Raw genomic sequence first — 14,610 nt, 5'->3', positions numbered from 1 at the left:
CGGGCTACGACAGCGACCAGATCCGCAGGCAAATCATGCAACAAAAAACCGTCACCACGGATATCCTCGACATCGCCTATCGCGAATACGGCGCGCCGGATGGCTGGCCCTGCATCATGGGCCACGGCTTTCCCTATGACGTGAACGCCTATGCCGAGACCGCGCCGATCATTGCCGAAGCCGGCGCGCGGGTGCTGGTGCCCTGGCTGCGCGGCTATGGGCCGACGCGTTTTCGTTCTCCGACGACGCCGCGCTCCGGCGAGCAGGCGGCGCTCGGGGCCGATCTTCTGGCCTTCATGGACGCGCTCGGCATCGAGCGTGCCGTTGTCGGCGGCTATGACTGGGGCGGGCGCGCGGCCTGCGTGGTCTCAGCGCTCTACCCGGAGCGCGTGATCGCCCTCGTCTCCGGCAATTCCTACAACATCCAGGACATCGCCCGCGCCATGGAGCCGGCCTCGCCGCCGGAAGAGGCTGCGCTCTGGTATCAATATCTCTTCCACAACGAGCGCGGCCGCCGCGCGCTGGAGCGCAACCGGCGCGGCTTTGCCCGCCAGCTCTGGGCGATGTGGTCGCCGAAATGGGCGTTCGACGACACGACGTTCGAACGGAGCGCGGTGTCGTTCGACAATCCTGATTTCGTCGACGTCGTGATCCACTCCTACCGCCACCGCTACGCGCTGGTCGAGGGCGACCCCGCTTATGCCGCGATCGAGGCGAAGCTCACGGGCCAACCGCCGATCCGCGTCCCGGCTATCGCGATCGACGGCGACAGCGACGGCGTCAATCCCGGCACCGCTCATCACGCGCGCAAGTTCGAGGGCCCATTCGAGCGGCGCGTCTTCACCGATGCCGGTCATAATCTGCCGCAGGAGCGGCCGGCCGAATGGGCGCAGGCGGTGGTCGAGGTCCGGGAAGCGGCCTCATAAAGGCCGTTTCTCGTCCGGCCAGCTGGCTTGTCTGCCGTCCCTCCGATTTTTCCTGATCCTGGGAACCTTTTGCGATTGCAGCCGTCCAAGCTGAGGGTCGCTTCTGTATGCGGCTCGTTGCAGGGGAGGATCTCGATGAAGTCACAAGTGCGCAAGCTGGAACGTGTCGCGGTGGCGCAGGCGCCGGCCGAACGGCCCGACAGGTCGGAGGTCGAGCAGGCGATCCGGACCATGATCCGCTGGGCCGGTGACGATCCCGCGCGCGACGGTCTGCGTGAAACGCCGGACCGGGTCGCACGTGCCTTCGAAGAGTATTTTTCCGGCTATGCGCGGGATCCGACGGAAATCCTGCAAAAGACCTTCGAGGAGATCGAAGGCTATGACGAGATGATCGTCCTGCGCGGCGTTCGCTTCGAGAGCCATTGCGAGCACCACATGGCGCCGATCGTCGGCCGCGCCTGGGTCGCCTATATCCCGCAGGGCCGTGTCGTCGGCATCAGCAAGCTTGCGCGCGTGGTGGACATCTACGCGAAGCGCCTCCAGATCCAGGAGAAGATGACCGCGCAGATCGCCAATACCATCAACGACGTGCTCAAGCCTGAAGGCGTCGGCGTCATCATCAAGGCAACGCATCACTGCATGACCACGCGCGGCGCGCACAAGCCCGGGACCGATCTCGTCACCAGCCGCATGCTGGGCGTGTTCCGCGACAATGCGCTGACGCGCCAGGAACTGTTGGGGCTCGCCAATTCGGACGATTGACCCGCGGCTGCTCAAGGAGACGGCGCCATGACCGAGAACAACAAGCCGAGCGGACCCGACCTGAGCAAAGGCGTGTCGCTGACCGCGTTTAGGGATGGCAAACTGCTCGGTCATGTCGGCGAGGAAGACGTCCTGCTGGTGCAGGCCGGCAGCGAGATTTTTGCGATCGAGCCGGCCTGCAGCCACTACCACGGGCCGCTCGCCGAGGGCCTGGTGGTGGGCGACACCATCCGCTGTCCCTGGCATCATGCCTGCTTCTCCTTGCGCACGGGCGAAGCCACCCGCCCGCCGGCGCTGAACGCGCTGGCGGTGTGGGAGGTCGCGCGCGATCGGGACAACATCATCGTTCGGCGCAAGCGCGAGGCGCCCAAGCCGTCGACCGCTCATCGCAGCGCGCCGACGCCGGAGAAATTCGTGATCGTCGGCGGCGGCGCAGCCGGATTCGCAGCCGCCGAGACGCTCCGGCGCGAGGGCTTTGCCGGCGCCATCACCATGCTCAGCGATGACGGCGCGATGCCGGTCGACCGGCCCAACCTCTCCAAGGATTATCTCGCGGGCAACGCACCGGAGGATTGGCTGCCGCTGCGGGGCGAGGATTTTTATCGGGACGCGGGCATCGATCTCAGGCTCAACACTGATGTCTCCGCCATCGATGCGAAGGCGCGCAATGTCACGCTCGGCAATGGCGACAAACTCCCGTTCGACCGGCTGCTGCTCGCGACCGGTGCCGAGCCGGTCAAGCTGCAGATCCCGGGCGCCGACCAGCCGCATGTCCACACCTTGCGCTCGGTCGCCGACAGCCGCGCCATCATCAAGGCCGCGGGGAGTGCCAGGCGCGCTTTGGTGATCGGCGCCAGCTTCATCGGCCTCGAAGTCGCGGCGTCCTTGCGGGCGCGCAAGATCGAGGTGCACGTGGTCGCGCCGGAAGAGCGGCCGATGCAGAAGGTGCTCGGCTCCGAGATGGGCGACTTCGTCCGGTCGCTCCATGAAGAGAACGGCGTGATCTTTCACCTCAAGGACACCGTCGAAAAGCTCGACGGCAACCGCGCCACGCTGAAGAGCGGAGCTGTCATCGAAGCCGACCTCGTCGTGGTCGGCATCGGCGTCAGGCCGCGCCTTGCGCTGGCCGAGCACGCCGGGCTTGCGGCGGATCGCGGTGTCAGCGTGAGCGAATATCTCGAAACCAGTGTCGCCGGCATTTTCGCGGCCGGCGACATCGCGCGCTGGCCCGATCCGCATTCGCGGCAGAGCATCCGCGTCGAGCATTGGGTCGTTGCCGAACGCCAGGGCCAGACCGCGGCGCGCAACATGCTCGGCAAGCGCGAGCGCTTCGACGCCGTGCCGTTCTTCTGGTCGCAACACTACGACGTGCCGATCAACTATGTCGGCCACGCCGAGAGCTTTGACGAGATCGCGATCGACGGCAGCATCGGCGGCAAGGACTGCCTGTTGAAGTACCGCAAGGACGGCCGCGTGCTCGCGGTTGCTTCGATCTACCGCGATCTCGACAACCTCAAGGCCGAGCTCGAGATGGAGCGGTCCCGCACCTGAAGCGCCGTATTCCCTTGATTTGCGTCAATGTCGCGCATGGCTGCCGCTGCTCTGCTGGCTATCGTCCTGGAGCGGCGCGTGCTGGTTTCGGCCGCGTTCCGGGCTGCGCATGCAGGAGTGACCGCCATGACAAGTGCTTCGGATACGTCTCACCATGCGAGCCTCGGCTCCGGCATTGCCGCCCTGCATGCCAAATGGGGCTGGATCGTCGCGCTCGGCTTCGTCTATCTCATCGCCGGCTTCGTCGCGCTCGGCAGCGTGGTGATGGCGACGGTGGCGAGCGTGATCGTGGTCGGCGCGATGATGATCGTCGCCGGCGCTGCCGAAATTATCGGCGCATTCCAGATGAAGAGCTGGGGCAAGTTCCTGGTCTGGGCCTTGCTCGGCGTGCTCTACGTCGTCGCGGGATTTCTCACCTTCGAGAATCCGCTATTCGCGGCCGTTCTGCTGACGCTGTTTCTCGGCGCCTCGCTGATCGCCTCGGGCGCCGTCCGGCTGTTTCTCGCCTTCAACATGAAGCGTGAAAGCCCGTGGGTGTGGGTGGCGCTGTCGGGCGCCATCACGCTGCTGCTCGGCCTCCTGATCGTCGCGCGCTGGCCGGTGAACAGCGTCTACATCCTCGGCCTGTTCCTCGGCCTCGACCTGATCATGGCGGGAGCGGGCTGGATCAGCCTGGGCTTCAGCTTGAAGCGGCGCGGCTGAGCCATCAGCAACTCGACGCAAGACCATCTTGCGGAACTCCGCTGATCTGGCACGCTGACAAAAAGCAGCACGCCGCGCGGTCGCCTCGCGCGGACGATGATCACCGGGGAGAAACCATGAAAGCCGCCTTGGCCCTGGCCGCAGCGCTCGCTGCCGCCTGCCTGTCCACGCCAGTCTCCGCGCAAAAATCCTACGGTCCCGGCGTCAGCGACACCGAGATCAAGATCGGCAACACCATGCCCTATAGCGGGCCGGCCTCGCCGCTCAGCATCACGGGCAGGGTCATCGCGGCCTATTTCGACGAGGTCAACGAGAAGGGCGGGGTTGGCGGCCGCAAGCTCAACCTGATCTCGCTGGACGATGCGTTCTCGCCGCCCAAGACCATGGAGGCGGCGCGGCGCCTCGTCGAGGGCGACGGCGTCGCCTTCATCTTCGCGACCATGGGCACGGCGCCGAGCTCGGCGATCGCAAAATATCTCAACAGCAACAAGGTGCCGCAGCTGTTCCTGATCAGCTCGGCCTCGAAATGGAACGATCCCGCCAACATGCCGTGGTCGATGGCGCTGCCCTGGGCGCCGAACTACACCAGCGAGGCCGCGATCGACGTCGCCTATGCGCGCGCTAAGAACCCGAACGCGCGCTTCGCCGTGCTCTATCAGAACGACGATGCCGGCAAGGAATATCTTCGCGGTGTCAAGGAGGCGCTCGGCGCTGACGCCGACAAGGCGATCGCGATGGCCTCGAGCTTCGAGGTCGCGGACCCCACCGTCGATTCCCAGGTGCTGACGCTGGCGAACACCAAGGCCGACGTCTTCATGATCTATTCGGTGACGCCGCGCGCCTGTGCGCAGGCGATCCGGAAAGCTCATGAGGTCGGCTGGCAGCCGACGCGCTTCCTTGCCTCCGGCTGCGCCAACAAGGCGACCGTGATGGTCCCGGCCGGGCTCGATGCCGGCAAGGGCGTGCTCTCGCTCGGCGCGCTCAAGCCGTTCGTCGAGACGCCGAAGGACGATCCGGCGATGACGGCCTATATCGACTTCATGAAGAAGCGCCTGCCCAATGCCGACGTCAACAACGTCGCCGGCCTCTATGGCTACACCGTCGCCGAGGCATTGGTGGTGCTGCTGAAGCAGTGCAAGGACAATCTGACGCGCGAGAACATCATGGCGCAGGCGGCGAACCTGAAGAACGTGCCGCTGTCGCTGCTGATGCCCGGCATCACGCTCAACACCACGCCGCAGGATTTCCGCCCGATCAAGGACGGCTACATGCTGCAGTTCGACGGCAACGACTGGGTGGTGGCGAGTGAATTGCTGAAAGGGACGTGAGGGGCAGAGCTCTCCCCGCGAATTCGGAATCGTAGGGTGGGCAAAGGCGCCCTTGCGCCGTGCCCACCGCTACTCAAGATGGAAGCAGGAACGTGGGCACGCTTCGCTTTGCCCACCCTACGAGACTGACGCGAGTGTCGGCGAGCGGGAGGATTAAAATGGACTTTCAACACTCCGCCCGTTCGCTGGAACTCCAGGACCGCGTCCGCCAGTTCATGCGGACACATGTCGAGCCGGTCGAGGACCTCTATTACGAGCAGGTCAAGCCGGAGGCCGCGCGCTACAAGACGCCGCAAGTGCTCCAGGACCTGAAGCGGCTGGCGCGGGAGCAGGGGCTGTGGAATCTGTTTCTCTCCGGCGAGCACGGCCCCGGTCTGACCAATCTCGAATACGCGCCCGTGAAGGAGATCATGGGCCGCATCCTCTGGGCACCCGAGGTCTTCAACTGCTCCGCGCCCGATGTCGGCAACATGGAGGTGCTCGCAAACTACGGCACCAGGGCGCAGCAGGAGCGCTGGCTGAAGCCGCTCCTGGAGGGGCGCATCCGCTCCGGCTTCTCGATGACCGAGCCGCAGGTCGCCTCCAGCGATGCCACCAACATCCAGTGCGCCATCACGCGCGATGGGGACGACTACGTCATCAACGGCCGCAAATGGTTCACCTCAGGCGCGATGAACGAGGATTGCGAGATCCTGATCGTGATGGGCAAGACCGCGCCCGACGATCCCGACCGCCACCGCCAGCAATCCATGATCCTGGTGCCCAGGAACACGCCCGGCGTCCGCATCGTCCGCGACATGCTCACCTATGGCTATGACGACGCCCCTAGCGGCCACCCCGAGATCGTCTACGACAATGTCCGCGTGCCCGCGGAAAACATCCTGCTCGGCGAAGGCCGCGGTTTCGAGATCGCGCAGGGGCGGCTCGGGCCCGGCCGCATCCACCATTGCATGCGGCTGATCGGCTGCGCCCAGCGCGCGCTCGAATTGATGTGCCAGCGCGCCGTCTCCCGCGTCGCGTTCGGCAGGCCGCTCGCCGAGCAGGGCTCGGTGCGCGAGGATATCGCAAACTCGTTCTGCGAGATCGCGCAGGCGCGGCTCCTGACGCTGCAAGCCGCCGACAAGATGGACCGCGAAGGCAACAAGGCCGCGCGCGACCTGATCGCGGCGGCCAAGATCGTGGTGCCCGGCATGGCCGCCCGTGTCATCGACCGCGCCATCCAGATCCACGGCGCCGCCGGCGTCTCGCAGGATACGTTCCTGGCGCGTGCTTACGTCTACGCCCGCTTCATCCGCATCGGCGACGGGCCGGACCAGGTGCATCTGGCCGCTGTCGGCAAGGAGCTGATCAAGCGCGGCGGGGTGATGGGATAGGCAGACAGCTTCTCCGGGACTGGCCCAATGCGCGGAAGTATCTGGTCATAGGTAGCATGGTATGCTTGGATGACGGGATCACTTCAATGCGTGCATTGCCGACGTTGTTGCGCTCGGCACAAGAGCGAGCAGGTCAACAATGTGCAGTTTCGCCCCGAGCCGCCGGACGTCCGGCGCGCGATCCATCGCGGCAATCTTCGCCTCGATCCTGACGATCCTGATCATCTGCAGCGGCCGATCCGCGCTTGCAGCAGTGGAGCCCTTTCCCGCGGATTTCAAAATCCAGCGCATCTCGGTCAACGGCGTCACCCTGCATGTCCGCGTCGGCGGGAAGGGACCGGCGGTCGTGCTCCTGCACGGCTTTGGCGATACAGGCGACATGTGGGCGCCGCTCGCCAAGGCACTTTACAAGGACCACACCGTGATCGTTCCGGACCTGCGCGGCATGGGGCTGTCGTCTCAAGCCCCAGGCGGCTACGACAAGAAAAACCAGGGCGTCGACATCGCCATGGTCATGGACAAGCTCAACGTCCAGAAAGCCGATCTGGTGACGCACGACATCGGCAACATGGTGGGCTATGCGCTCGCGGCGCAATATCCCGACCGCATCACCAAATGGGTCGTCATCGACGCGCCGCTGCCCGGCATCGGGCCCTGGGACGAAATCCTGAAAAGCCCCATGCTGTGGCATTTCAACTTCCGCGGCCCTGACGTCGACCGCCTGGTCAAGGGCCGCGAGCGCATCTATCTCGACCGGTTCTACAATGAGCTGTCGGCCGACCCGAAGGCCATCGACGAAGCGACGCGCAACCATTATGCGAAACTCTACGCCAGGCCAGGCAACATGCATTACGCCTTCGAGCAGTTTGCAGCGTTTGGGAAGGACGCCACGGACAACAAGGTTTTTGCCGGGACCAAGTTGAACATGCCGATCCTGGCCCTCGGCGCTGAAAAGTCGTTTGGCGATCAGCAAGTGGCGATCATGCGCGAAGTCGGCACCAAGGTTGACGGCGGCATCGTCACCGGCTCCGGACATTGGATCATGGAAGAGCAGCCGGCGCAGACCGTGAGCAAGGTGCGGGCTTTCCTCGACGGGAAATGACGGTGAGCTGATTGGCTTCTATCGGCGGCCTGTCCAGCCGAGCTGCGACGATGCAGCGGACGCCCGTCGTCCGCTGCATCATGCGCGCCAAAGCGCAGGAGTGCGTCAGCTCGCGCGCCGAAGCGGTTTGAATGCGGCGCGCAGCTCCGCGGAAAAAAGCTCGGGCTGCTCCCAGGCCGCAAAATGACCGCCTTTGTCGACCTCGTGGAAGTAGGTGAGGTTGCGATAGGCGCGCCGGGCCCAGGTCTCCGGGGCTTGATAGCTCTCGCCGGGAAAGACGGTGATGGCCACCGGGAGCGAGATCTCCGCGGTCTTCTCGGGGGCGGCGAGAGCGGGACTGCGCCCGCCGTATTCCCAGTAAAGTCGCGCCGATGAAATCGCGCTGTTCGTCAGCCAGTAGAGCGTGATGTCGTCCAGCACCTCGTCGCGGGACTTCTCAGGGTCGGTGCCATCGTAATTCCACTGCGAGAAGCCTGGATGACCGAGCATCCAGGCCGCCAGTCCCGCGGGAGAATCCGTCAAGCCGTAGCCGACCGTCTGCGGCCTCGTTCCCATCATCACCGCATACGACCGGTTGCCCATCCTGGCCGCCGCGCTGAATGCTTCGAATGCCGTGCGTTCCTTCTCGGACAGTCCCGCCGGGGCAGGGCCGCCGGCGGCGAGGATCGCGGCGATCTCGGGCGGGACGATCGCCGGCAAGTTGATGTGAATGCCGAGCAAGCCTGCCGGCGCCAGCCGCGCCATCGCGCTGGAGACGGGCGAACCCCAGTCGCCGCCCTGGGCGACGTAATGGGTGTAACCCAGCCGCTTCATCAGGTCTGCCCAGATGCGCGCCGTGCGCTCAGGACCCCAGCCGGTGTCGCGCGGCTTGCCCGAGAATCCATAGCCGGGCATCGAGGGGATCACCACGTCGAACGCGTCTTCAGGCCGTCCGCCATGGCCCGTCGGATCCGTGAGCGGATCGATCACCTTGAGCTGCTCGAACACCGATCCCGGCCAGCCGTGGGTGATCACGACAGGGAGCGCATTGGGATGTCTGGAGCGGACATGGATGAAATGAATGTCGATCCCGTCGATCGTTGTGACGAATTGCGGAAGCGCGTTCATCTTCGCTTCGATCTTGCGCCAGTCGTAGCCCGTGCCCCAATAGTGCACGAGCGACTGCAGCTTCGCCAGCGGGATGCCCTGGGACTGATCGGAAACGGTCTCGCGGTCGGGCCAGCGTGTCGCCAGCACGCGACGGCGAAGCTCGACGAGATCCTGCTCGGGAATGTCGATACGGAAGGGGCGAATGACGCTCTCGTCGGCCGCCAGCGCCCAGTGCGCGGGAAACACGCTCGCGGAAATCGCCGCCGCAACTCCAATCGCAGCGGTGCCGAGCAGCGTGCGCCGATCTCTGTCGATGATGATTTCCGAATTGGATGACGAACTGGATGACGAATTGGATGGCATGGGCATCGGAGTGCCTCCTGGCCTCAGGCGATCGGCGCCTGCGGGGCAGGACACTCCTTCGTCTGGCTCTCCAACATGGCGTGGAGGCCGGCCGATAGCTCGTTAGGCGTTGTTAGATGCTGTGAGCCGTCGCGGACATGGCGAAACGGCGCAAGCTCAGCATTGCTGTCCATTTCCGCTTAGGACGGACTTCGAAAAATCAGCAGCCGCCACCCGGCCGCCAAGCCATTGATAATGCTGACCCCGTCTACTGTGCATGGGGTTGTTTCGCACTTTTTTGTTTGGAGGAGGCTCGCCGCCGACTTTGTAGCGGCGGACGCGCCGTCATCCCGCCTTGATCATCCCGCCCTGGCGATGCGGCGGTCCGCCGCGCCTGCGCGCAGGTTCTGGAAGAACTTCTCCACCTCGCGCGACAGCGTGTCCGCGGTCTCGGTCAGGCTGCCCGCCGCCGTCAGCACCGAGGCTGCCGCCGTGTCGGTCTCGCCGATGGCGTCGCGCAGCGAGGTGATGTTGGCGACCAGCGTCTCGTTGCCCTGCGCTGCGCTTTGCGCGTTGGAGGAAATCTCGCGCGTGGCGGCGTCCTGCTGGCCGATGGCGCCGGCGATCGCCGAGGTGACCTCGTTGATCTCGCGCACCGCTCCGCCGATCTCGCGCACGGCATCGACCGCGTTGCGGGTCGAGGCCTGGATCATCGAGACGTTCTCGCTGATCTCCGCGGTGGCCTTGGCGGTCTGGCCTGCAAGCGCCTTCACTTCATGCGCGACCACGGCAAAGCCGCGGCCGGCGTCGCCGGCGCGGGCGGCTTCGATGGTGGCGTTCAGCGCCAGCAGATTGGTCTGCTCGGCGATCGCCTGGATCAGATTGAGCACGCCGTCGATGCGTTGCGTCGCCGCGGCAAGGCTCTCGATCTCGGAGATCGACTTCTCGGTGCGCTGGCCGGTCTGCTCGACCGCGCCGGCGCTCTGCCGCACCTGGCGGCCGATCTCCACCACCGAGGCCGACAGCTCCTCGGCGGCGCCCGCCACCGCCGTGACGTTGTGCGAGGCCTGCTCGGTGGCGTTCGCCGCCGTGCCGGCGCGGCTAGAGGCATCCGCGGTGACGCGGGTGATGGTCTGCGCGGTCTCGCGCATGGTGGAGGCGTTGTCGCTCAGGCCGCGCATGATCGCGCCGATCGCCCCGCGAAACTCCTCGACGGATTGCTCGATGTGACGCGCGCGCTCCTCGCGCGCGGCAGAGTCCTGCGAGACCTGCGAGGCGAGGTTGCGGTTGCGGCCCATGGCCTCCTGGAAGACCTGGATCGCGCGCGCCAGTGCGCCGATCTCGTCGGCGCGGCCGGAGTGCGGCACCACCACATTCTCGGTCCCGTCGGCGACCTGCTTGATGGTCGCGGTGATCGCTGCGAGCGGCCGGGCGACCGAGCGGGCGATGATGACGATGCCGATCACAACCAGGGCCAGCGCCACGCCGCCGAGGCAGGTCAGCACGAAGGACAGGGTGCGATTGGTTTCAGTCTCACGCGCGATCTGCTTGGCGCGCTCGGCATAGACCTTGGACAGCGCCTCGAGATCCTTGTTCAGCGCCGAGCGCACGGTGCGGTTGGCGTCGTTATCGCCCCACTCGCGGCCCGCGGCCGCATTGATCTCGACGCCGCGGCGCACCAGCTCCTTGCGGAACTCGACGAACTGCTCGATGCGCTTCTTGAAGGTGGCGAACTGCTCGGCATCGTCGGCTTTGACGATGGTCTCCCAGCGCTTGACGACGTCGAGGATCTGGGCGTTGAACTTGAGCAGGCCCTCGCCGTATTTCTTCACCACGGCGGGCTCGGTCGACATGTAGACGCCGCGCGATTCCATCACGACCGCATAGACCAGCGAGTTGACGCGCTCGACGTTCAGCGCGGCGGCGTTCGCCGTCTCGATCGCGCTGGTCAGGTCGGCGCCGCGGCGGCTGTTGTAGTCGGACAGCATCGCGATCGCCGCCGTCAGCAGCGCGAACAGCGCGAAGATCGCATAGAGCTTGGTGGCGAGCGTGAAACGGCCGGCCAGCTTGGCGGCATTCCCAGATCGGTCTGATGTCATGGTGTTCAGGGGCCCGGATTGGCCTGAAGCGGCCGGGGAGCGGGGTCGTTTGAATTTGATGCAAAACTATGCAGAACGAAGATGGATGCGGCGTTAACGCGGCCACTGGCTCCCTTCGTCCTTGGTCGTAGGAAAGATAAGATATTTCAGCGTCTTGATCCGAAGGTAGAGTTTCAGGATAGTCTTAGGTCGGCCACCGGCCGACGCACCCCGGAGAGACCCTTGGTCTACCGCCACACCATCGACGCCACGACCCACACCTTCCCGGACTTGCGCGACCTCCTTGCCAGGGCGACGCCGCCGCGCTCCGGCGACCGGCTGGCCGGGATCGCCGCCGACACTGCCGAGCAGATGATCGCGGCGCGAATGGCGCTCGCCGACGTTCCGCTCGGCCAATTCCTGCAGGAAGCCGTGATTCCCTACGAGGCCGACGAGGTCACCCGCCTCGTCATCGACAGCCATGACGCCAAGGCCTTCGCGCCGGTGGCATCCCTGACGGTCGGCGGCTTCCGCGACTGGCTGCTGTCGGATGCGGCGACGCCGGAGGTCCTGCGCAAGCTGGCGGGCGGCATCACCCCGGAGATGGCAGCGGCGGTGTCGAAGCTGATGCGCAATCAGGATCTGATCCTGGCGGCGCGGAAATGCGAGGTCACCACCGCCTTCCGCAACACCATCGGCCTGAAGGGGCGGATGAGCACGCGGCTGCAGCCCAACCATCCGTTCGACGATGCCCGGGGCATCACCGCCTCGATCCTCGACGGCATCCTGCTCGGTGCCGGCGATGCCTGCATCGGCATCAATCCCGCCAGCGACGATCCGGCCGTCATCGCGCAATTGCTGCGGCTGCTCGACGAGATCATCACGCGGCTGAAGATCCCGACGCAAGGCTGCGTGCTGACCCATGTCACGACGACGCTGTCGCTGATCGGGCAGGGCGTCCCGGTCGACCTCGTCTTCCAGTCGGTGGCCGGCACCGAGGCTGCCAATCGCAGTTTCGGCATCGACCTTGCGCTCCTGAAGGAGGCGCAGGAGGCCGGGCTGTCGCAGCGGCGCGGCAGCGTCGGGCAGAACGTGATGTATTTCGAGACCGGCCAGGGCTCGGCGCTGTCGGCGGGCGCCCATCACGGCGTCGACCAGCAGACCTGCGAGGCGCGCGCCTATGCGGTCGCCCGCGCCTTTGCCCCGCTGCTGGTCAACAGCGTGGTCGGCTTCATCGGCCCGGAATATCTCTATGACGGCAAGGAAATCATCCGCGCCGGGCTGGAGGATCATTTCTGCGGCAAATTGCTCGGCCTGCCGCTCGGGATCGACATCTGCTACACCAACCATGCCGAGGCGGACCAGGACGACATGGACACTCTGCTGACGCTGCTCGCCGCCGCCGGCGTCACCTTCATCATGGGCGTGCCCGGCGCCGACGACGTCATGCTGAACTACCAGTCGACGTCTTTTCACGACGCGCTCTATGTCCGTGACGTCTTCGGTCTGCGCCGCGCGCCGGAATTCGACGACTGGCTGGCGCGCTCGGGCATTACGGGCGCCGATTTCCGTCTTGCCGGCGATGCAGGCCTGCTGCCCGATTTTGCCTCGCGGCTGATCGCGTAAGGGCGCTGGTCTTCCCGAGGAAACTATCGGTCATTCCGGGAATTATGCTTGTGCCACAATATTGAGAAATTCCGGCGGCAGCATTACGCTATGTGTCTGGCTGGCAATTTCCGCAACCAGGTCGAGCGTGGCGGGGGAGCTTTGATGCGAGCTGAAAGTAACGGAACGTCCCGCCGGATCCTCTGTGTTTTTCCGCGCTACACCTCGTCGTTCGGGACGTTCGAGCACTCCTATCCCCTGACCGATGGTGTCCGTGCCTTCATGCCGCCGCAGGGGCTGCTGCTGATTTCCGCCTATCTGCCGCAGGATTGGCAGGTCAAATTCGTCGACGAGAACCTGCGTCGCACGACCAGGGAGGAGTTCGAGTGGGCCGAGGTGGTCTTCGTCAGCGGCATGCACATCCAGCGCCAGCAGATGAACGACATCTGCCGCCGCGCGCATGAATTCGATCTGCCGGTCGCGCTCGGCGGTCCCTCCGTCAGCGCCTGTCCCGACTATTACCCGTCGTTCGACTATCTCCATGTCGGCGAGCTCGGCGATGCCACCAACCGGCTGATCGAGATCCTGTCGCGCGACACCACGCGTCCTGAGGAACAGGTGGTGCTCACCACCAAGGACCGCGTGCCGATGACGGAGTTTCCGATCCCGGCCTACGAACTTGCCGACGTGAAGAAATACATGCTCGGCAGCATCCAGTATTCCAGCGGCTGTCCCTATCAGTGCGAGTTCTGCGACATCCCCGGCCTCTACGGCCGCAATCCACGCCTCAAAGCGCCGGAGCAGATCATCGCCGAGCTCGACCGCCTGCGCGAATGCGGCATGACGGACACGGTCTATTTCGTCGACGACAATTTCATCGGCAACCGCAAGGCGGCGCTGGATTTGCTGCCGCATCTGATCGAATGGCAGAAGCGGACCGGCTACGTGGTGCGGCTCGCCTGCGAAGCGACGCTCAACATCGCCAAGCGCCCCGAGATCCTCGAGAAGATGCGCGAGGCCTATTTCATCACCATTTTCTGCGGCATCGAGACGCCCGATCCCGACGCGCTGTTGGCGATGCAGAAGGACCACAACATGATGGTCCCGATCCTCGAGGGCGTGCGGACTATCAACTCCTACGGCATGGAGGTGGTGTCCGGCATCATCATGGGTCTCGACACCGACAAGCCGAACACGTCGGAGGTGCTGCTCGACTTCGTCGAGGAGTCGCGGATTCCGCTGCTAACCATCAACCTGCTGCAGGCGCTGCCGAAGACGCCGCTGTGGGACCGGCTGGAGCGCGAGGGCCGCTTGATCGAGGACGAGGGCCGCGATTCCAATGTCGACTTCCTGCTGCCCTATGACGATGTCGTCGCGTCGTGGAAGCACTGCATGGGCGTCGCCTACGAGCCCGAGAAGGTGTTTGAGCGCTTCCAGTATCAATGCGACCACGTCTACGTGCACCGCCTCGAGGTGCCGACTCCGGACGAGATGAAGACCTGGGCCAACATCAGGCGTGGCCTCGTCATGCTGCGTAACATCTTCTGGAAGGTCGGCGTGCTCGGCGACTACAAGCGCGTGTTCTGGAAGTTCGCGCTGGGGCGCATCAAGCGCGGCGATCTCGAAGGCCTGATCGGATGCACCCTGATCGCGCACCACCTCATCACCTTTGCGCGCGCGGCCTCCAGCGGCAGGCAGAACGCCTCGAACTACTCGATCCGGCTGCGCGAGGCCGCCGTTCCCGCCGAATGA

General features: G+C 65.2%; 11 protein-coding genes. 9 read left to right on the top strand and 2 right to left on the bottom strand.

Annotated features, from left to right (window positions below):
- The first annotated feature begins 35 nt into the window (after window positions 1-35).
- The 7 genes from AABA86_RS17140 (at window position 36) to AABA86_RS17110 (ending at window position 7,744) form a co-directional block, all read left to right on the top strand.
- Window positions 36-926: an alpha/beta fold hydrolase gene (locus tag AABA86_RS17140; RefSeq protein ID WP_338307623.1), complete on the top strand. Its 891-nt coding sequence runs from the start codon at window positions 36-38 to the stop codon at window positions 924-926.
- Window positions 927-1,061: 135 nt separating this feature from the next.
- Window positions 1,062-1,688, top strand: coding sequence for a GTP cyclohydrolase I FolE (gene folE, locus AABA86_RS17135; RefSeq protein ID WP_338307622.1), 627 nt, complete (start codon window positions 1,062-1,064; stop codon window positions 1,686-1,688).
- 27 nt (window positions 1,689-1,715) lie between these two features.
- Window positions 1,716-3,239, top strand: coding sequence for an FAD-dependent oxidoreductase (locus AABA86_RS17130; RefSeq protein ID WP_338307621.1), 1,524 nt, complete (start codon window positions 1,716-1,718; stop codon window positions 3,237-3,239).
- Window positions 3,240-3,365: 126 nt separating this feature from the next.
- Window positions 3,366-3,941, top strand: a complete 576-nt coding sequence (locus AABA86_RS17125; RefSeq protein ID WP_212251320.1) for an HdeD family acid-resistance protein — start codon at window positions 3,366-3,368, stop codon at window positions 3,939-3,941.
- A gap of 116 nt (window positions 3,942-4,057) precedes the next feature.
- Window positions 4,058-5,269 (top strand): ABC transporter substrate-binding protein, encoded by a 1,212-nt coding sequence (locus AABA86_RS17120; RefSeq protein WP_338307620.1) that lies wholly within the window; start codon window positions 4,058-4,060, stop codon window positions 5,267-5,269.
- Between the two features lie 158 nt (window positions 5,270-5,427).
- Window positions 5,428-6,642 (top strand): acyl-CoA dehydrogenase family protein, encoded by a 1,215-nt coding sequence (locus tag AABA86_RS17115; RefSeq protein ID WP_338307619.1) that lies wholly within the window; start codon window positions 5,428-5,430, stop codon window positions 6,640-6,642.
- A 139-nt stretch (window positions 6,643-6,781) separates the two neighbouring features.
- Window positions 6,782-7,744, top strand: a complete 963-nt coding sequence (locus tag AABA86_RS17110) for an alpha/beta fold hydrolase (protein WP_338307618.1) — start codon at window positions 6,782-6,784, stop codon at window positions 7,742-7,744.
- 105 nt (window positions 7,745-7,849) lie between these two features.
- Here the strand turns inward: AABA86_RS17110 and AABA86_RS17105 are convergent, their stop codons facing one another.
- Window positions 7,850-9,202: an epoxide hydrolase family protein gene (locus tag AABA86_RS17105; protein ID WP_338307617.1), complete on the bottom strand. Its 1,353-nt coding sequence runs from the start codon at window positions 9,200-9,202 to the stop codon at window positions 7,850-7,852.
- Between the two features lie 332 nt (window positions 9,203-9,534).
- A complete protein-coding gene (locus AABA86_RS17100) occupies window positions 9,535-11,274 on the bottom strand; it encodes a methyl-accepting chemotaxis protein (protein ID WP_338307616.1) in 1,740 nt (579 codons plus the stop codon).
- Between the two features lie 222 nt (window positions 11,275-11,496).
- On the opposite strand from AABA86_RS17100, the gene AABA86_RS17095 reads away from it, so the two are divergent.
- Together AABA86_RS17095 and AABA86_RS17090 are read left to right on the top strand one after the other, a co-directional pair.
- Window positions 11,497-12,879, top strand: coding sequence for an ethanolamine ammonia-lyase subunit EutB (locus AABA86_RS17095; RefSeq protein ID WP_338307615.1), 1,383 nt, complete (start codon window positions 11,497-11,499; stop codon window positions 12,877-12,879).
- Between the two features lie 144 nt (window positions 12,880-13,023).
- A complete protein-coding gene (locus tag AABA86_RS17090; RefSeq protein WP_338307614.1) occupies window positions 13,024-14,610 on the top strand; it encodes a B12-binding domain-containing radical SAM protein in 1,587 nt (528 codons plus the stop codon).

It is taken from the genome of Bradyrhizobium sp. TM233 (assembly GCF_036247965.1).
Lineage (GTDB): Bacteria > Pseudomonadota > Alphaproteobacteria > Rhizobiales > Xanthobacteraceae > Bradyrhizobium > Bradyrhizobium ottawaense.
This window is presented reverse-complemented; position numbering and strand designations above follow the sequence as displayed.

Bases quoted from the DNA above. Each gene is read 5' to 3' on its own strand.
- AABA86_RS17115 (WP_338307619.1), top strand. From the start codon at position 5,428: ATGGACTTTCAACACTCCGCCCGTTCGCTGGAACTCCAGGACCGCGTC.
- AABA86_RS17110 (WP_338307618.1), top strand. From the start codon at position 6,782: ATGTGCAGTTTCGCCCCGAGCCGCCGGACGTCCGGCGCGCGATCCATC.
- AABA86_RS17090 (WP_338307614.1), top strand. From the start codon at position 13,024: ATGCGAGCTGAAAGTAACGGAACGTCCCGCCGGATCCTCTGTGTTTTT.
- AABA86_RS17120 (WP_338307620.1), top strand. From the start codon at position 4,058: ATGAAAGCCGCCTTGGCCCTGGCCGCAGCGCTCGCTGCCGCCTGCCTG.
- AABA86_RS17130 (WP_338307621.1), top strand. From the start codon at position 1,716: ATGACCGAGAACAACAAGCCGAGCGGACCCGACCTGAGCAAAGGCGTG.
- folE (WP_338307622.1), top strand. From the start codon at position 1,062: ATGAAGTCACAAGTGCGCAAGCTGGAACGTGTCGCGGTGGCGCAGGCG.
- AABA86_RS17105 (WP_338307617.1), bottom strand. From the start codon at position 9,202: ATGCCCATGCCATCCAATTCGTCATCCAGTTCGTCATCCAATTCGGAA.
- AABA86_RS17100 (WP_338307616.1), bottom strand. From the start codon at position 11,274: ATGACATCAGACCGATCTGGGAATGCCGCCAAGCTGGCCGGCCGTTTC.
- AABA86_RS17125 (WP_212251320.1), top strand. From the start codon at position 3,366: ATGACAAGTGCTTCGGATACGTCTCACCATGCGAGCCTCGGCTCCGGC.
- AABA86_RS17140 (WP_338307623.1), top strand. From the start codon at position 36: ATGCAACAAAAAACCGTCACCACGGATATCCTCGACATCGCCTATCGC.